This window comes from Pseudonocardia wallangbongensis, assembly GCF_054486945.1.
The window spans coordinates 780,649-798,576 of the sequence record NZ_JBRERS010000001.1 but is presented as its reverse complement, the minus strand read 5'-3'; the positions used below and the strand labels follow the sequence as shown (position 1 = coordinate 798,576).

The following is a 17,928-nucleotide window of genomic DNA, read 5'->3' as shown; positions in this document are numbered from 1 at the left end:
AGGGCTCAGTCCTTCGCCAGCGCGATCTCCGAGGCGTCGCAGCGCGGGAGCTCGCCCGAGAAGCCGTCGGTGCCGGTCCGGACGAAGGCGTCGGGCACGAACTTGTGGCCCGTCACCGTGGGGTCGCCCGCCGGGGCGGACACCAGGTCCCAGACCTTGCTCCCGTACGCGGTCTCCCCGCTCGTCTGGCAGACGACGTGCACCGAGTCGCCCTCGTTCACGAAGTTGTAGACGTAGGTCGCGTTCAGCTCGGGCCGGTCCCGCCCGTCGAGGTCGGCGGTGGCGGTGTAGCCGCGCTGCTCGGGCGGGCGCTCCTTGGCGAAGGCCGGCGCGGCCACCGCCGACCCGAGACCGGTGAGCATCAGGGCCACGGCCGCCGCACGGACGGCCACTCGCTTCATCGACATGCTTCCCCCTTGGTGAGCGTTGTGGGGATAGGACGTCGGGACCACCCGAACGGGTTGCACGGATTCAAGAAGCCGTCGGATAGAGGGTGTTGCCGAACGGCGTAGCCCCGGGTGCCGGGCGCGACCACCGTCGTACTAGTTTCATATGTCGATACTTGTGTACGAATATCGTACGACTGAGCGGAAGGTGGGGAAGCGGGATGACAGCTGGTCCGTTCCGGATGGGGGCCGTCGGCGACATCAACCTGCTGGGCTTCGACACCGGCTCGAACCCCTTCGCCGAGCTCATGCCCTACCTCGGCTCGCTGGACCTGGCGATCGGCAACCTCGAAGGCCTGCTGGCCGAGCCCACGGAGCTGTTCTACAAGCCGGGGTTCACCCACGTCGGCACCGGGCACGCGCCCAACCTCGCCGAGGCCGGGTTCAAGGCGCTCAACCTCGCCAGCAACGTCACGTACGGCGCGGAACCGATCCGCACCACGATCGAGCAGCTCGACGACGCCGGGATCGCGCACACCGGGGCGCACGCCGACCTCACCCGGGCGCAGGAACCCGCGCGGGTCACGGTCAACGGGGTCCGGGTCGGGATGGTGTCGCGCACGTCGGTGTTCTGGCCGAACGGTCACGTGGCCACCGAGACGCAGGCCGGGGTCGTGCCGGTCCGGGTGGCCACGTCGTACCGCCCGCACCCGCGCCTCATCGAGATGCCCGGGCTGCCCGCCGCCGTCGTCACGACACCCGACGCGGCGGACGTCGACGCGCTGCGCGCCGACCTCGGCGCGATCCGCGACGACGTCGACGTCCTCGTCGCGTTCTTCCACTTCGGGGTGTCGTCCCAGCGCGACGTCGTCGACTACCAGCGCACGCTCGCGCGGGCCGCGATCGACGCGGGCGCCGACGTCGTGTTCGGGTCGCACGCGCACGTCGTGCAGCCGATCGAGGTGTACCGCGGGAAGCCGATCTTCTTCGGCCTCAGCCAGGTGATCTTCGGGTGGGACTTCGTCGCCCGCGTGAAGCACCCGGGCCAGCCGGGGCTGCTGGCGGAGCTCGAACTCGAGGACGGCGACTTCCGCTGGAGCGCGCGGTTCGTCAAGCCGCAGGACGACCTCCGGCCGCGGATCGTCCCGTTCTCCGAGGTCCCCGACGAGATCGAGCACCTGCGGGCGACGTGCCCGGACACCGTTGCGTTCGAGGGCGACCGGCTGGTGGTCAGGACCGGCCCGTCGCGGTGAGCGAGCCGGACCGCTCGGTCTCCCAGACGCTCAGCCGCGGCCTGCAGGTCCTGGAGGTGCTCGCCGCGGAGGGCAGGCCGTTGACGGCACAGCAGGTCGCGGTGGCACTCGGGCTGAGCCGGCAGGTCGTGTACCGGCTGCTGCGCACGCTCTCCCAGCACGGGCTGCTGAACACCGAGGCGGGCGAGGGGCGCTACGACCTGGGGCTCGGGCTGCTCACCCTGTCCCGCGGCGTGCAGAAGGACCTGCGGCACGCCGCGTTCCCCGTCGTGCGCGCGCTCGCGCAAGAGCTGGGCACCACCGTCGTGCTCGGGCTGCGCGACGGCGACGAGATCGTCTACGTCCTCGCCGTCGAGGCGGAGTTCGCCCGGATGGCGGTGCGTTCCCGGGAGGGCACGCGCCGGCCCCTCGCCGACAGCACCTCCGGGCTGGCGATCCGGCTCACGCTCGTCCCGGACCCCGGCGACGACGACGAGCTGCGCACGGCGCGGGCCCGCGGGTACGGGGCCCGGGACGACGTCATGGGCTTCCACGCCACCGCGATCTCGGCGCCCGTCCCGGCCACGGTCGGGGCGAGCGAGGCGTGCGTGACGGCGCTGTTCCCGACCGTGATCGACGACGTCGAGGAGCGCGCCCCGCTCCTGGTGGAGGCGGCCCGCCGGATCGCCGCCGCCACCTGAGGCCTCACAGCACGGCGTTCGCGCCACCCGGGCACAGGTCCAGGAACCGGGCCAGCACCGGGTCGGTGGCGTCGTTCCAGGCCGCCGCGATCCGCAGGCGCAGCTCGATCCCCGTGAGCGGCACGAGGGCCACCCCGGGCTGTGCGACGCGGCGGGCGGAGGCCGGGACGAAGGCCGCGCCCAGCCCGCTGGCGACCAGCCCCATCGCCACATGGGTGCGGTCGACCTCGTGCGCGACGCGGGCGGTGAAGCCGGCGTCCGCGCAGGCGCTCGTGTAGTAGTCGTGCAGCTCCGGCTCCAGGCCACGGGCGATCAGGATGAGATCGGTGTCGGCGAGCTCGGCCAGCGCGACCTCCGGCCGCCCGGCGAGCCGGTGGTCCTCCGGGACGGCCAGCAGCACCTCCTCGCTCTGCACCGGCTGCAGGCGCAGGTCCGGCGACTGCCGCACCGGCAGCCGGACGAGCGCGACCTGGACCCGGCGGTGCCGCACGCCGTCGACGGCCTGCTGGTTGTGCATCTCCTCCAGGACCAGCCGCACCTCCGGGTTCCGCGCCCGGAACGTGCGCAGCAACGGCGGCAGCACGGCGTACAGCGCCGGCGCGATGAACCCGAGCCGCAGCGTGCCCGTCGTACCCCGGCCCGCCGCCCGGGCGCGGCGGGTGGCCTCGTCGGCGTGGCCGAGGAGCTGCCGGACGTCCTCCAGCAGGGCGTGGCCCGCGGGCGTCAGGTCGACGCGGTGGCGGTCGCGTTCCAGCAGGGTGACGTCCAGCTCCCGCTCCAACGCCGAGATCTGGCGGCTGAGCGCGGACTGGACGATGAAGAGCCGCTTCGCCGCGCGGCCGAAGTGCAGCTCCTCGGCGACCGCCAGGAAGGAGCGCAGGTGCCTCAGCTCCACGTGCATCCCACCGTGCTTCTCATCTCGGTGATTCTCGTCCGGCATCACGGCCGACCCGTTCAGTATCTCCGGAGCCCCGCCGGGCACCGATGCTCGACGGATGTCGATCGCCGCGCTGTTGCACGACGAGGATGCGCTCGTCGCGGCGGTGCGCTCGGCCGAGCTGCCCGCGCTGCTGCCCGCGATCGCGCACCTCACCGGCGACCTGTCACTGGTGGACGACGGGTTGCGCCCGCCGTTGCGGCTGCTGCCGGACCGGGTCGAACCGCAGGGCGGGATGTCTCCGGACGTGCAGGAACGGGCCCGGCACCGCGCGCTGGCCGCGCTGCGGGCGTTCCGGGACGGCGGGATGACCCCGGCGCCCGAGCCGGACGAGGCCGCGCTGCGGGCGCTGATGCGCTTCGTCTCCGGTGCCGTCGGCGACGAGTACCTGCCGTTGATGGCGCACGAGCTGGGGCTGCCGGTGGACGCGGGCGTGCCCGGCTGGACGGTCGAGGACGTCGCACCCGGCCGGACGCTGGACGTGATCGTCATCGGGGCGGGGCTGTCCGGGCTCGTCACGGCCCACCGGCTGGGACAGGCCGGGATCGGGGTCACGGTGCTCGAGCGCAACGCCGACGTCGGCGGGGTCTGGCTGGAGAACTCCTATCCCGGGGCGCGGCTGGACACCCCCAACTTCGCCTACAGCTTCTCCTTCGCGCAGGAGCCCGGCTGGCCGCACCGCTTCTCCACCCGCGCGGACATCCACGGCTACCTCACGGGCGTCGCCGACCGGTTCGGCCTGCGCGGGCGGATCCGCTGCGGGCACGAGGTCGTCGCCGCCACGTTCGACGACGGGACGTGCCGGTGGACGGTGCGCGCCCGCCGCGTCGACGGCTCCGAGGTGGTGTTGCAGGCCGACGCGGTGATCAGCGCGACGGGGCAGCTGAACCGGCCGAAGCTGCCCGACGTACCCGGCCGCGACGCGTTCGCGGGCCCCGCGTTCCACACCGCCCGGTGGCGGCACGACGTGGACCTGACGGGCCGGCGCGTCGCGGTGGTCGGCACCGGGGCCAGCGCCTACCAGGTGGTGCCCTCCATCGTCGACCGGGTGCGGTCGCTGACGGTGTTCCAGCGGACCCCGCCGTGGATGCTGCCCACCCCCGACTACCACGATCCGATCCCGCCGGCCGAGAGCCGCCTGCTGGCCGAGCTGCCCACCTACCACCGGTGGCTGCGCTACTACCAGTTCTGGACGGCGGTCGACGGGCGCCGCCCGTTCGCGGAGGTCGACCCGGACTGGCACGAGGCCGGGTCGGTGTCGCCGCGCAACGCGGCGTTGCGCCGCGCGCTCGAGGCGCACCTGCGGCGCCGGTTCGGGGACCGGCCGGACCTGCTGGCCAAGGTGGTGCCGGACTACGCGCCCGGCTCGAAGCGGATGATGCGCGACAACGGCGTGTGGCCCGCCGCCCTCAAGCGGCCGCACGTCGAGCTGGTCACCGAGCCGATCACCCGGATCGTCCCGGACGGCGTGCGCACCGCCGACGGCCGGCTGCACGAGGCCGACGTACTGGTCCACGCGACCGGCTTCCACGCCTCGGACTTCCTGTCCCCGATCCGGGTCACCGGGCGCGGCGGCAGGGACCTGCACACCTGGTGGGCCGGCGACGCCCGCGCCCACCTCGGCGTGCACGTGCCCGGCTTCCCGAACCTGTTCTGCGTCTTCGGACCGAACACGGGCCTCGTGATCAACGGGAGCATCCTGCTGTTCTCCGAGATCGCGGTGCACCACATCCTCGGCTGCCTGCGCGAGCTGCTCACCCGTGGCGCGCGGACGGTCGAGGTGCGCCCGGCCGCCCACGACGCGTACAACGCCGCGGTGGACGCCGGAAACGCCCGCATGGCGTGGGGGGTGGCCACCGTGAACAGCTGGTACCGCAACGCCACGGGCCGGGCCTCCCAGGTGTGGCCCTTCACGCTGCTCGACTACTGGCGGATGGTGCGGGTCCCCGACCCCGCCGACTTCGGCTGGGACTGATCCCCGGTTCCGCTTCCTCCCCGACGACGACGTCAGGAGCGCTCGTGACCCGACCCTCCACCACTCCCACCGACCGGGCCCTGCGGCGCCGGGTCGCCGCCGCCACCTTCGTCGGCACGGCCATCGAGTGGTACGACTTCAACCTCTACGGCGCCGCGGCGGCGCTGATCTTCGCGTCGCAGTTCTTCCCGAACTTCTCGCCCGTGGCGGCGACGCTCGCCGCGTTCGGCACCTTCGCCGTCGGCTTCATCGCCCGGCCGATCGGCGGCATCGTGTTCGGTCACTTCGGCGACCGCCACAGCCGGAAGCAGACACTCGTGGCGTCGCTCCTGCTGATGGGGGCGGGCACCGTCCTCATCGCCGCGCTGCCCACCTACGCCCAGATCGGGATCGCGGCGCCGGTCCTGCTCGTCGTGCTGAGGTTCGTGCAGGGCCTGGGCGTCGGCGGTGAGTGGGGCGGTGCGGTCCTGCTGGCGCTGGAGCACGCCCCGGCCGGGCGGCGCGGCCTCTTCTCCGCGTTCCCGCAGATCGGCCTGCCCGCCGGCGCGCTACTGGCCAACCTGGTGTTCTTCGCGGTGTCGGCGGGCCTGGGGCCCGAGCAGTTCGCGGCGTGGGGATGGCGGATCCCGTTCCTGCTCAGCGCCGTCCTGGTGATCGTCGCCCTGGTCGTCCGGCTCAAGGTGGAGGAGAGCCCCGAGTTCTCGACGATGCGCAGCCGCGGTCAGGTGCGGCGGCTCCCGCTCCTGGAGGTGCTGCGCCGCAGCCCCGTCACCGTCGCGCTCGGGATGGGCATCACCTTCGCCCCGTCGGCGCTCGGGTACCTGCTGACCGTCTACCTGCTGAGCTACGGCACGGGAACGGCCGGCGTCGCCCCGCGGACGATGTTGCTCGCGATCACGGCGGCGTCGGTGGTGTACCTGGTGGTCGCCTGCCTCACGGCGCTGGTGTCCGACCGGGTCGGCCCCGGCCGGATCTTCGCCGTCTCCTCGGTGCTGGGCGTCCTGGTGCCGTTCGCGGTGTTCGCGCTCGTGAACACCGCGGCGGTCGGAGCCGTGCTGCTCGCGACCGGGCTCCTCGGCGTGGTGCTGGGCCTGATGGTGGCGGTCCAGGCGGTGATCGTCTCCGTGTCGTTCCGCGCCGACGTGCGCTACACCGGGTCGTCGCTGTCCTACCAGCTCGGCGCCGTCCTCGGCGGTGGGATGACGCCGCTGCTGTCGGCGATGCTCCTGGGGGCCACCGGCTCGTGGGTGGCGGTGGCGGGCTACATCGCGCTGCTCGCGGCCGTGTCCGGGATCGCGGTGTGGATCCTTCCGCGTACGGCGGAGACGTCCGACGAACCGGCGGGCGTGGTCGCCGTGGCCCGCCGGGGGAGCTGAACGGTGGCATAGAGTCGACCCGGGGGGATCACACGTGAAGATCGAACGGATCGAGACGCTCGTCCGCGAGCAGGTCGCCGTGGTGCGGGTGACCACGGACGGCGGGGTGGTCGGCATCGGCCAGACCGCCCCCTACCAGGCGGCCGTCAGCGCCCACGTGCTGCACGCGATGGTGGCGCCGCTGTTCCTGGGTAAGGACCCGTGGGACGTCGAGACGCTGGTGGACGAGTGCGTGCGGGTGCACTACAAGTTCCCGAGCAGCTTCCTGCACCGCGCCCTCGCCGGGGTCGACACCGCCCTGTGGGACGTCCTGGGGCAGGTCACGGGGCAGCCGGTCGCGAAGCTGATCGGCGGGCACGCCCGGGCGTCCGTGCCGGTGTACGCCTCCAGCATGAAGCGCTCGATCACGCCGGAGGAGGAGGCCGAGCGGCTCGCCGGGTTCGTCGCCGAGCGGGGCTTCCGCGCCGTGAAGATCCGCGTCGGCGAGGCGATGGGCCGGGACGTGGACGCGGCGCCGGGGCGTACCGAGCGGATCGTCCCGCACGTGCGCGAGGTGCTCGGCGCCGGGGTGGACATCTCGGCCGACGCGAACGGCGGATTCTCCGTGAGCCGGGCGATCCGGGTCGGCCGGCTGCTGGAGGAGCACGGCTACTTCCACTACGAGGAGCCCTGCCCGTTCCCGGAGCTGGAGCAGACCGCCCAGGTGGCGGCGGCGCTGGACATCCCGGTGTCCGGTGGTGAGCAGGACATCTCGATGCCGCAGTTCCAGCGGATGATCTCCGGCCGGGCCGTGGACATCGTGCAGCCCGACATCGGCTACATCGGCGGCATCTCCCGCGCCCGCAAGGTGGCCGTGCTCGCCGAGGCGGCGGGCATCCCGTGCACGCCGCACTGCGCGAACGACTCGCTGCTGCAGGTGTTCACCCTGCACCTGGCCGCGGCGATGCCCGCCTGCACCCAGTACCAGGAGTGGAGCATCGAGCGCACGGAGTGGAGCCGGGGGATCTACGAGCCGGTGCTGCGGGTCGTGGACGGGGCGGTGCCGGCCCCGACGTCGCCCGGTTGGGGCATCACGCTCGACCCGCAGTTCGAGAAGACCGCCGACGTGACGACCTCCGATCGGGAGATGATCCGATGAAGATCACCGAGCTGGTGCCGTGGCTGGTCGGGTCCGGGGGCACCGGATGGGGCGAGTACCTGTTCGTCGAGGTGCGCACCGACGAGGGGATCAGCGGCTGGGGTGAGATCACCACGACCACGCCCACGGCCAACCGCGGCATCGCGGCCATGGTCCGGCAGACCAACGACCTGCTCGCGGGGGACGACCCGGCCCGGATCGAGGACACCTGGCACAAGGTCTTCCGTGCGTTCACCTACATGGGCAGCCGGGGTGCGGGCACGAACGTGGTGAGCGCGGTCGACATCGCGTTGTGGGACATCCGCGGCAAGGTCCTGGGCCTGCCGGTCTGCGATCTGCTCGGCGGCCGGGTCCGGGACGACCTGCTGATCTACACCCACCCCGATCAGAGCCGGTTCGACACGCCGGAAGGGGTCGTCGCCGAGATCCGCGCGATCGTCGACTCCGGCCACACGGGCATCAAGTTCGACCCGTACCCGCACCGTCCCGGCGAGCCCTGGGCCAACGACCGCTACCTCGACGGCGGCATGAGCCGCGCCGGGGAGCGGCAGGCCATGGAGCTGACGGCGCTGGTCCGGGAGGCCGCGGGCCCCGACGTCGAACTCCTCATCGACGCGCACGGCCGCTTCGACGTGCCGACCGCCATCCGGCTGGGCCAGGCGCTGGACGAGGTCGGTGACATCCACTGGTACGAGGAGCCGGTGCCGCCGGAGAGCTACCACGCGCTGGAGCAGGTGCGTGAGCGGGTGCGGGTTCCGATCTCGGTGGGGGAGCGGCTGCACACCCGGTGGGACTTCGTCCCGGTGCTGGAGAAACGGCTCGCCGACTTCGTGATGCCGGATGTGACCTGGACCGGTGGGATCTCGGAGCTGAAGAAGATCGCCACCATGGCGGAGGCCTACTACGTGCCGATCTCGCCGCACGACGCGGCGGGCCCGGTCAACCTCGTGGCCGGCGGGCACGTGATGGCGACGGTGCCGAACTTCTACCGGATCGAGTCGAGCCGCCACGACCTGAGCGGCTACAACCGGTTCCTGACCGCGCCGCTGGACAACAGCGGCGGCCGGCTCACATTGCCCGCGGGGCCTGGGCTGGGGCTCGAGTTCGACCTGGACCACCTGCGCGGGCACGCCCGCGACGGGTTCCACGGCTGACCCGGAGACGTGGATCCGACGAACGGCGCGTTCGTCGGATAGGTTCGGACGAGCGTGCCGTTCGTGCAACGGAGGCGCTCGCCGGGGCGGTCGCACCCGGTGATCGATCCGATATGCGGGAACCTGCCCTCATGAGGGCGCTCGACGGGGTTTCGTGGCGATCAAGGCCGCATGATCGTTCCGAGGTGCGGTGGATCGCCCTGCCCGGGGCGCTGAGCGCGATCCCGCAACGATCATGCCGGTCGGTCCGGGGTGTGCGTGTTCATGTCGACAGCACCATCCTGTGGTGCAGAACCGTTACTGCCCGGGTGACCGCGCCAACCCACCGACTCGCGGCCCAGGACCCGGGCATCCCAGAACTGTTCAGCGCTGACCTGCACGAACGGCACCTTCGTCGGATAGGTTGCGACCAACGTGCCGTTCGTCGGAACCGGACCCGGCGGTCCGGCTACGCATCGTCGTCGAAGCGCGCCCGGGCCCGTTCGACGTCGGCAGGGTGAACCTGGTCCAGGGTGAGCGAGACGGTCGGCAGCACCCGGGCCGCGCCGAGCTGGGCACGGAGCGCGCCACCCAGCGCGAGGTCCGCGAGCACCGCCACGTCGAGCAGCCCCGCAGGTGCGGTGGCCGGCCGGTCCGGCCCGAGCCCCAGCTCGAGGTCAGCCCGCGTGCCCCGGACGCGTCGGACCCGGACCAGCACTTCCGGCAGGGGCGTGTCGACCATGCCCCGACCCTGCAACGGTGTCCCGCCGAGGTCGATGTGCGCTCCACCAACGCTGCCGGGCGGGCTTCTGGCGATCGTCCGAAGCTCCCGGCCGGTCCGGCACCTAGCGTTCGCCACCAGCAGGAACACCGCCGACCGAGGAGCACCGAAGCCGTGACCGAGCACCCACTGGCCCCCGTGAAGGCCCTCATGTTCGACTTCTACGGGACCGTCGTCGACATGCAGGGCGGGCTGATCGAGGCGATCACCCCGTACCTGGAGCGCAAGGGCTACACGGCCAACCCGCCGTCCCGGGTCGTGACGTGGTGGCGGCGCACCCACTTCGAGAACTCGATGATCGACGCGCTGCTGCACCGCGACCACACGCCGTACCGCGAGATCGGCCGGCAGGCCGTGCACTACACCCTCGACCGGGCTGGGATCGAGCACACCGACGAGGAGGTCCGCGACCTCGTCGCGCAGATCCAGCGGCTCCGCCCGTTCCCGGACGTCGTCGACGCCCTCACCGGGATGAAGGCGCACGGCGTGGCGCTGGTCATCCTGTCCAACGGCGACCCGGACATGCTCGCCGCCGGCGTGCCCCACTCCGGCACCGGCGAGCTGTGGGACCGGGTGATCTCGGTGGCCGAGGCCGGCACGTTCAAGCCGCACCGCGACACGTACACGACCGCGGCCCGGCTCGCCGGCCTGCGGCCGGAGGAGGTCCTCTTCGTGGCCAACCACGCGTTCGACTGCGTCGGCGCGAAGGCGGCGGGCATGACCACCGCGTTCGTGGACCGCCGCAGGCGCCCCTTCGGCAACGAGACGTACGCTCCCGACGTGGTCGTCACGGATTTCGCGGATCTCGCCAGGACGGTGACGTCGATCGTCCCGCGCGGGCGGACCTGATGGCGCCACCGCAGGCGCTCGCCGAGGCGCTGCGCCGGGCCGGCGTCGGCGAGGTCGACGAGTCCCGGCGCCGCCGCGCCGAGTACTCCAGCGACGCCTCGCTGTACCGGGTCGTGCCGGCCGCGGTCGCGTTCCCGCGCCACCGCGACGAGGTCGCGGCCGCGCTGGAGGTGTGCCGCGACCTCGGCGTCCCGATCACCGCGCGCGGCGCCGGCACCTCCATCGCCGGCAACGCCGTCGGAGCGGGGCTCGTCCTCGACTTCTCCCGGCACCTGAACCGGGTGCTGGGGATCGACGGGGAAGCGCGGACGGCCCGGATCGAGCCCGGGCTGGTCCTCGCCGACCTGCAGCGGGCCGCGGCGCCGCACCGCCTGCGGTTCGGGCCGGACCCCTCCACCCACAGCCGTTGCACCCTCGGCGGGATGATCGGCAACAACGCCTGCGGGTCCCGCGCGCTCGGATACGGGCGCACCTCCGACAACGTGGTCGCCCTCGACGTCATCACCGGCACGGGGGAGCGCCTCGCCGCCACCCGCGGTGCCGACCCGGCGTCGTCGCCCACGCTGACCGCGCTGGACCGCGTGGTCTCGGCCGAGCTCGCCACCATCCGCACCGGGTTCGGCCGGTTCGGCCGGCAGGTCTCCGGCTACGCCCTGGAGCAGCTGCTCCCCGAGCGCGGCTTCGACGTCGCGCGGGCGCTGGTGGGCAGCGAGGGCACCCTCGCGACGCTGCTCGAGGCCACCGTCGGGCTCGTCCCCACGCCCCCGGCGACGGTTCTGGTGGCGCTCGGCTACCCCGACATGGCCACCGCCGCCGACGCCGTGCCCGCCCTCCTCCCGCACCGGCCGGTGGCGGTCGAGGGCCTGGACGCGCGGATCGTCGACATCGTTCGCGCGTCCCGCGGCGCCGCCGCGGTGCCGGATCTACCCCCCGGGAGCGGCTGGCTGCTCGTCGAGCTCGCCGGCGAGTCCGCGGGCGAGCTGGAGGCCCCCGCGGCCGCCGTCGTGGCGGACGCCGGCGCGCTCGGGCACCGCGTGGTCACCGGCGCCGCGGAGACCGCCGCGCTGTGGCGGATCCGGGAGGACGGCGCCGGGCTGGTGGCCCGCCCCAAGGACGGGCGGACCGCGCACGCCGGGTGGGAGGACGCCGCCGTGCCACCGGAGCGGCTCGGCGTGTACCTGCGGGAGTTCGAGCAGCTCCTCGCCGACCACCGGCTCCACGGCGTCCCGTACGGCCACTTCGGGGACGGGTGCATCCACATCCGCATCGACTTCCCGCTCGGCGAGACCGGCGGCGCGCAGCGCTACCGCGACTTCGTCACGGCCGCGGCGGCGCTCGTCGTCCGGCACGGTGGTTCGCTCTCGGGCGAGCACGGCGACGGGCGGGCGCGCGGGGAGCTGCTCCCCGCCATGTACACACCGGAGGCGCTCGCCGCGTTCGGCGCCGTCAAGGCCGTCTTCGACCCCGGCGACGTCCTCAACCCCGGCGTGATCACCGCGCCGCGGCCGCTCGACGCCGACCTGCGGCTCGAGGGCGCCCGCCCGCGGCGGACCGCGCTGGCACTGGCCTACACCGAGGACGGCGGCGACTTCTCGGCCGCGGTGCACCGGTGCACGGGAGTGGGGAAGTGCCGCGTCCGGACGGGCAGCGGGAACGTCATGTGCCCGTCGTTCGTGGCCACCGGCGACGAGAAGGACAGCACGCGCGGGCGCGCCCGGGTCCTGCAGGAGATGGTGAACGGCACGCTGGTCGACGGCGGCTGGTCGGCGCCGGAGGTGCACGAGGCGCTCGACCTGTGCCTGTCCTGCAAGGGCTGCGCGTCGGACTGCCCGACCGGCGTCGACATGGCCAGCTACAAGGCCGAGGTGCTGCACCAGACCTACCGGGGCCGGCTGCGCCCGGCCGCGCACTACGCGCTCGGCCGGCTGCCCCGCTGGGCGCGGTGGGCGGCACGCGCTCCCCGGCTCGCCAACCGGCTCGTGTCCGCCGCGCCGCTCGCCGCCGCGGGGAAGCGCCTGGCCGGCGTCGACCGGCGCCGTCAGCTGCCCCGGTTCGCGCCCCGGACGTTCCGGTCCTGGTTCGCCGCGCAGCCGCAGCCGACGTCGGGTGACCCGCTGCTGCTGTGGGTGGACACGTTCACCGACCTCTTCACCCCGGAGGTCGGGATCGCCACGGTCGAGGTGCTGCGCGAGGCCGGGTTCGCCGTGTCGATCCCCGAGCGGCCGCAGTGCTGCGGCCTGACCTGGATCAGCACCGGCCAGCTCGACGGCGCGCGCGCCATCCTCGGCCGGGCGGTCTCGGCGCTGGCTCCGGCCGCGCACGCCGGCACCCCCGTCGTCGGCGTCGAGCCGTCCTGCACGGCCGTGCTCCGCTCGGACGCGGTCGAGCTGCTCGGCGACACCCCCGACGTCCGCGCGGTCGTGGCGGCGACGCGGACGCTCGCCGAGGTGCTGTCCGACCGGCCGGACTGGTCGCCGCCGGACCTGACCGGAACGACCGTCGTCGCGCAACCGCACTGCCACCACCACGCGATCATGGGTTGGCACACCGACCGCGCGCTCCTGGAGCGGGCCGGGGCGACCGTCCGGGCCGTCGACGGCTGCTGCGGTCTCGCCGGCAACTTCGGGGTCGAGCGCGGGCACTACGACGTCTCGGTCGCCGTGGCCGAGTCGCACCTGCTGCCCGCCGTGCGCGATGCCGGCGCCGACGACGTCGTGCTCGCCGACGGCTTCTCCTGCCGCACCCAGCTCGCCGAGCTGTCGCCGCGCCGGGGTCGCCACCTCGCCGAGCTGCTCACCCGCCGGAGCGGGTGAACCGACCCCTCGCCACGGTCGTGTTCGTAGGAGTAGACCTGTGCGGCGGGGTGCGCATCGGAAGGCGGCGACGTGGCCATGGCATCTGAGCCTCGAGCAGTGGACGCCCGGCGGAGTTCGGTGATGGGGTGGCAGGCGGTCAGCGCCCTGTTCCTGCTCGCGATGGGCGTGATCCACCTCTATCTCGTCCTCAACGGGACCGGTGGGATCCTCGGCATCCTGTTCACGCTGAACTTCGTGGGCGGGCTCGCGCTGGCGATCGCCGTGGTCCTCGCCCGGGGCAGGCTCCTGCCGCTCGTCAGCGTGCTGGGCCTGCTGTTCATGGCGGGCACGCTGCTCGCGCTCGTGCTGGCGCTGACCGTCGGGCTCTTCGGGATCAGTTCGAGCCTGAGCTACGAGCTGGCGCCCACCACGCTCGTCGTGGAGTCGGTCGGCACGGTCGTGCTCGCGGTGACCACGGCGCTGGTCCTCCGGCGGCGAGGCGCCTAGGCCGCCGGCGCCCCGCGGACGCGCCATGATCAGGCGCGCGGCCCGGGGAAGCGGCCACATGCCGTCACCCGGCTCCGCGCCTGACCGGCGTCCCGCGAACTAGGACATCTCGGCGCGGGCGAGGTCCTCGTCGACGAACGCGTCGTTGAGCGCAATCGCGACGCCGGTCGCCTGACCGGCCGATCCCGCGACGGTGAGACCCGGATCGGAGGCGCTGCCCACCGCCCAGACCCCGGGAACGGACGTGCGACCCGTGGGGTCGGTGCGGATGCCCGGGCTCTTCGGGCCTTCTGACTCGATCATGCACCCCAGCGTCGTGGCGAGGCCGGACGGTTGCCGGCGGGTGGTCGCGGCGAACACGACGTCGCGGGCGAGCACGGAGCCGTCGGCGAACTCGATCCCGGTCAGGCGCCCTTCCTGGGAACGGACCCGCGCGACCGGCCGCTCGCGAACGACGATGCCGGCGCGCCGGACGTAGTCGAGCTGCCGGTCGTCGAGGCCGGCGGGCTCGCCGGCGAGCAGCACGAGGTCCTCGGTGAAGCGCCGCAGGAGCAGCAGCTGGCGCCAGGCGCGGGGACCGGTCCCGAGCACCGCGACGGCCTTGTCCCGGGCCTCCCAGCCGTGGCAGTAGGGGCAGGACACGACGTCCCCGCCCCACAGCGCGGCGAGCCCGTCGACGGCCGGCAGGTCCTCCACCACACCGGTGGCGAGCACGATCGCTCGGGTGTGCAGCTTCCCGCCGGCGTGCGGACGCACCACCCAGCCCAGGTCGGCCCGGTGCGCTTCGACGACCTCACCCGGGATCACGTCGACGCCGTAGCGCGCGACGTCCTGCCGGCTTCGCGCCAGCAGCCGTCCCGGCTCGACGCCCTCCTGCCCGCAGAGGTTGTGCACCGCGCGAGCGTTCCGATTGCGCGGGCGCCCCGCATCGATCACCGCGACGGTCCGGAGCGCCCGGCCGAGCACGAGCGCCGCCTGCAACCCCGCCGGACCGCCGCCGACGATGACGACATCCACCGTTCGTCCCACATCGGCACCGAATCACATCTCCCATATAATGGCCACTCTGTCCCGAAATGTGGGAGCGGCAAGTGCCGCCCTGTGTGTCGACTCTTGCGTACCAGAGCCATAGATTGTGTACTATCCGAGCACATCGGATGCCGGACCGGCTCCGAGGTCGCCGCGAGGACCGCAGTCGGATAGGGGCAGAGGCTTGGACAAGTTGATCATCGAGGCACGTGTGAACGAGTACGCGATGCGCGATGTCAATCCGAACGTGCCCTGGTCACCGGACGAGATCGGCAAGGCGGCTGCGGAGGTCGAAGCGGCCGGCGCGTCCGTGCTGCACTTCCACGCGCGCAAGGAGGACGGCGCACCCGAACACGGCTACGACGGTTACGCCCGGACCATCGGCGCGATCCGCGCGGCCAGCGGTGTGCTCGTCCACTCCACCCTCGGCCAGATCACCGTCGTCGACGGCGACGCCGCGCGCATTTCCCACATCGAGCGGCTCGCGGCCGATCCGGCCCTGCGGCCCGAGTTCGCCTCGGTCGACATGGGCAGCACCAACATCGACCCGTACCTGCGGGACGAGCGACGCTTCGGGACGACGGACGCGACGTACGTCAACCGCACGAGCACGTTGATGTACCTGACCGCCCGGATGCGCGAACTGGGCGTCCGCCCGGTGCTCACCTGCTGGGCGATCCCGTTCGTGAGAATGCTGGATCCGTTCTTCGAGATGCAACTCCTCGACGAGCCGGCATACGTGCTCCTCGTGCACACCGGGGAGCCGGTTCTGGGTGGGCATCCACCCACGCCGGAGGGCCTGCGCAGCTATCTCGACTTCCTGCCGAAGAACCGGAAGCTCCATTGGACGGTGAGCGGGAAACCGGCGAACATCCTGGCGAACGCGGCGCAGGCCATACAGCTGGGCGGGCACGTCGCCATCGGTATCGGTGACTACCCTTACCCCGAGTTGGGCCTGCCGACGAACGCCCAGCTGGTCAAGCACGTCGCCGATCTCGCCCGGAGCCTCGGACGGGAGATCGCGACTCCCGACGAGGCGCGGCAGATGCTCGGCATCGCACAGTCGTGAAACCACCGGGAGTTGACGAGCAATGACGCAATCCATCACCACCACCACGGCCGCCAGGCTCCGAGAGATGATCGTGCGCGGCGAGTTCGGGTCCGGCGAGCACCTGGTGGAGGCCGCACTCGCGAAGCAGTTGGGGACCTCGCGGACACCGGTGCGGGCGGCCCTCGCCGCCGCGCACCAGGCGGGGCTGCTCGATTACAGCGTCAACCGCGGATACACGGTGCGCCCGTTCAACGTGCAGGACTTCGTCGATGCGTACGAGGCGCGCGGCCTGCTGGAAGGGGCGATCTGCCGGAACGTCGCGGAGAACGGGCTCTCGGTCCAGGCGGAAATGCGCATGCGCAATGCGATCGAGAAGATCCGGCGCATGCTCGCCGACAGCGAGACGATCGACGGGCTCGCCCGGGACAGATGGCGGGAGCTGAACCGGCAGTACCACGACACGTTGATCGACGAGTCGAACAACGGGACGCTGGTGAAACTGCTGCGGAACCTCCAGGAGAACGCCCTGGTCGCCGCCGTGGTGGCCTCCTACGACCGGGCTCTCCTCAGCACCTACAACGAGCAGCACGAGAAGATCCTGGAATGCCTGATGCGGCGCCAGGGCACACGTGCCGAACACCTCATGCGTGAGCATGTGCTGTTCGCCGCCGAGCAGTTAGTGGCCAGCCTCGAGGGGACGGCGGACGCCGGGAGCGACCGGGACAGGGTGGGTCTGCCATGACGCGGGGGAGTAGTCCGATGTCGCCGGGCTTGTTGGACGGCTGCAAAGTCATCGACCTGTGTTCCTTGTTCGCCGGACCGTTCGCGGCCACCCTGCTCGCCGACCACGGCGCCGACGTGATCAAGGTCGAGCACCCGCGGGGTGACGACCTGCGCCACTGGGGGCCCCGCAAGGACGGCCACCCGTTGTGGTGGAAGGTCGTCAACCGCAACAAGCGCTGCGTCGCCCTCGACCTACACCTGCCCGAGGCGCAGGAGGCGCTGCGCAGGCTCGCCGCCGAAGCCGATGTGCTCATCTCCAACTTCCGGCCGGGACGGCTGGACTCCTGGGGGCTCGGCTGGTCCACCCTGCACGAGCTGAACCCCCGTCTCGTCCTGGCCGAGGTCACCGGGTTCGGACAGAGCGGCCCGTACAGCTCGCTGCCCGGTTTCGGCACCCTCGCCGAGTCGATGAGCGGGTTCGCGGCGGTGACGGGCGAGTCGGACGGGCCACCGATGCTCCCGCCGTTCGGCCTCGCGGACGGCATCGCGGGCATGTGCACCGCGTTCGCCGTCAGCTCCGCCCTCTTCTCGCGGGAGACCACCGGCACCGGCGTGCGGATCGACACGGCCCTCTACGAGTCGCTGATGTGGATCGTGGGCAGCCACATCGTCGAGCACGACCAGCTCGGCATCGTCCAGCACCGCATGGGCAACTCCGTCCCGCAGGTCGTGCCCCGCAACGCGTTCCGCACCAGCGACGACCGGTGGATCACCCTCTCCGGCGCCGCGCAGACGATCACCGAGCGGCTCTTCACGATCATCGGTCGTCCCGAGGCGATCGACGATGCGCGGTTCGCCACGAACGCGGCTCGCATCGAGCACCGCGACGAGGTGGACGAGATGATCGGCTCCTGGGTCGCCGCCCACACCCGGGACGAGGTGGTCCGCATCCTGCGCGAGGCCGACGCGGCGGTCGCCCCCGTGTACGACGCGAGCGACATCGTGGCCGATCCGCATTTCCGGTTCCGGGGAAGCGTCCTCGAAGCCGATGATCCCGATCTCGGCCCGCTGCGCATGCAAGGGGTCATCCCGAGCATCAATGAGCGTCCCGGCTCCGTGCGGTGGACCGGTTCCAGCGTGATCGGCTCCGACACGGCGGCCGTGCTGGACGAGCTCGGGTACCCGGCCGACGAGATCGAGGAGCTCCACACCACGGGAGCCGCTGTCTGCGGACCGGATCCGCAGCGCACCACGGAATAGCCGGGCCGGACGAATTTCCGCCTGCCCGCTCGCCGGAAGAAGAAATTCCTCGGTA

At 72.5% G+C, this 17,928-nt stretch carries 16 protein-coding genes; 12 read left to right on the top strand and 4 right to left on the bottom strand.

Going from position 1 to position 17,928, the window contains the following annotated elements; all coding sequences use genetic code 11:
* Nucleotides 1–5 precede the first annotated feature (5 nt).
* Complete coding sequence (locus ACU436_RS03745; RefSeq protein WP_459021609.1) at nucleotides 6–407, bottom strand: hypothetical protein; 402 nt, start codon at nucleotides 405–407, stop codon at nucleotides 6–8.
* Between the two features lie 200 nt (nucleotides 408–607).
* Here ACU436_RS03745 and ACU436_RS03740 point away from each other — a divergent pair, with 200 nt between their 5' ends.
* Both ACU436_RS03740 and ACU436_RS03735 read left to right on the top strand, forming a co-directional pair.
* Nucleotides 608–1,639 (top strand): CapA family protein, encoded by a 1,032-nt coding sequence (locus tag ACU436_RS03740; protein WP_459021607.1) that lies wholly within the window; start codon nucleotides 608–610, stop codon nucleotides 1,637–1,639.
* Nucleotides 1,636–2,319: an IclR family transcriptional regulator gene (locus tag ACU436_RS03735; RefSeq protein ID WP_459021605.1), complete on the top strand. Its 684-nt coding sequence runs from the start codon at nucleotides 1,636–1,638 to the stop codon at nucleotides 2,317–2,319. The genes ACU436_RS03740 and ACU436_RS03735 overlap by 4 nt, the downstream gene beginning before the upstream one ends.
* A gap of 4 nt (nucleotides 2,320–2,323) precedes the next feature.
* On the opposite strand, the gene ACU436_RS03730 is transcribed toward ACU436_RS03735, so the two are convergent.
* Nucleotides 2,324–3,214 carry a LysR family transcriptional regulator gene (locus ACU436_RS03730; protein WP_459021603.1) on the bottom strand — a complete coding sequence of 297 codons (891 nt, stop codon included), beginning with the start codon at nucleotides 3,212–3,214 and terminating at the stop codon, nucleotides 2,324–2,326.
* Nucleotides 3,215–3,314: 100 nt separating this feature from the next.
* On the opposite strand from ACU436_RS03730, the gene ACU436_RS03725 reads away from it, so the two are divergent.
* The 4 genes from ACU436_RS03725 to ACU436_RS03710 are packed head-to-tail and all read left to right on the top strand — an operon-like array spanning nucleotide 3,315 to nucleotide 8,899.
* Entirely contained in the window at nucleotides 3,315–5,231 is a 1,917-nt protein-coding gene (locus ACU436_RS03725; RefSeq protein WP_459021601.1) for a flavin-containing monooxygenase, read from the top strand.
* Nucleotides 5,232–5,275: 44 nt separating this feature from the next.
* Nucleotides 5,276–6,607: an MFS transporter gene (locus ACU436_RS03720; RefSeq protein ID WP_459021599.1), complete on the top strand. Its 1,332-nt coding sequence runs from the start codon at nucleotides 5,276–5,278 to the stop codon at nucleotides 6,605–6,607.
* A 34-nt stretch (nucleotides 6,608–6,641) separates the two neighbouring features.
* The gene (locus tag ACU436_RS03715; protein WP_459021597.1) at nucleotides 6,642–7,745 is read left to right on the top strand and encodes a mandelate racemase/muconate lactonizing enzyme family protein; all 1,104 of its coding nucleotides are present in this window, start codon (nucleotides 6,642–6,644) and stop codon (nucleotides 7,743–7,745) included.
* The gene (locus ACU436_RS03710) at nucleotides 7,742–8,899 is read left to right on the top strand and encodes a mandelate racemase/muconate lactonizing enzyme family protein (protein ID WP_459021595.1); all 1,158 of its coding nucleotides are present in this window, start codon (nucleotides 7,742–7,744) and stop codon (nucleotides 8,897–8,899) included. Before ACU436_RS03715 ends, ACU436_RS03710 begins: the two co-directional genes overlap by 4 nt.
* 448 nt (nucleotides 8,900–9,347) lie before the next feature.
* Here ACU436_RS03710 and ACU436_RS03705 read toward each other — a convergent pair whose 3' ends face one another.
* A complete protein-coding gene (locus ACU436_RS03705; protein WP_459021593.1) occupies nucleotides 9,348–9,620 on the bottom strand; it encodes a hotdog family protein in 273 nt (90 codons plus the stop codon).
* Nucleotides 9,621–9,773: 153 nt separating this feature from the next.
* Here ACU436_RS03705 and ACU436_RS03700 point away from each other — a divergent pair, with 153 nt between their 5' ends.
* The 3 genes from ACU436_RS03700 to ACU436_RS03690 all read left to right on the top strand — a co-directional run bounded on the left by ACU436_RS03700 (nucleotide 9,774) and on the right by ACU436_RS03690 (nucleotide 13,810).
* Entirely contained in the window at nucleotides 9,774–10,508 is a 735-nt protein-coding gene (locus ACU436_RS03700) for a haloacid dehalogenase type II (protein WP_459021591.1), read from the top strand.
* The gene (locus tag ACU436_RS03695; RefSeq protein ID WP_459021590.1) at nucleotides 10,508–13,321 is read left to right on the top strand and encodes an FAD-binding and (Fe-S)-binding domain-containing protein; all 2,814 of its coding nucleotides are present in this window, start codon (nucleotides 10,508–10,510) and stop codon (nucleotides 13,319–13,321) included. The genes ACU436_RS03700 and ACU436_RS03695 overlap by 1 nt, the downstream gene beginning before the upstream one ends.
* Nucleotides 13,322–13,444: 123 nt before the next feature.
* Nucleotides 13,445–13,810: a hypothetical protein gene (locus tag ACU436_RS03690; RefSeq protein ID WP_459021588.1), complete on the top strand. Its 366-nt coding sequence runs from the start codon at nucleotides 13,445–13,447 to the stop codon at nucleotides 13,808–13,810.
* A gap of 99 nt (nucleotides 13,811–13,909) precedes the next feature.
* Here the strand turns inward: ACU436_RS03690 and ACU436_RS03685 are convergent, their stop codons facing one another.
* Nucleotides 13,910–14,827 (bottom strand): NAD(P)/FAD-dependent oxidoreductase, encoded by a 918-nt coding sequence (locus tag ACU436_RS03685; RefSeq protein WP_459021586.1) that lies wholly within the window; start codon nucleotides 14,825–14,827, stop codon nucleotides 13,910–13,912.
* A gap of 118 nt (nucleotides 14,828–14,945) precedes the next feature.
* Between ACU436_RS03685 and ACU436_RS03680 the strand changes: the two genes are divergently transcribed.
* Genes ACU436_RS03680 through ACU436_RS03670 form a run of 3 tightly spaced genes read left to right on the top strand, consistent with a single transcriptional unit; the run spans nucleotide 14,946 to nucleotide 17,873 of the window.
* Nucleotides 14,946–15,908 (top strand): beta-keto acid cleavage family enzyme, encoded by a 963-nt coding sequence (locus ACU436_RS03680; protein WP_459021585.1) that lies wholly within the window; start codon nucleotides 14,946–14,948, stop codon nucleotides 15,906–15,908.
* Between the two features lie 22 nt (nucleotides 15,909–15,930).
* Entirely contained in the window at nucleotides 15,931–16,632 is a 702-nt protein-coding gene (locus ACU436_RS03675) for a GntR family transcriptional regulator (RefSeq protein WP_459021583.1), read from the top strand.
* Entirely contained in the window at nucleotides 16,629–17,873 is a 1,245-nt protein-coding gene (locus ACU436_RS03670) for a CaiB/BaiF CoA transferase family protein (protein ID WP_459021581.1), read from the top strand. Before ACU436_RS03675 ends, ACU436_RS03670 begins: the two co-directional genes overlap by 4 nt.
* Nucleotides 17,874–17,928: the final 55 nt, after the last annotated feature.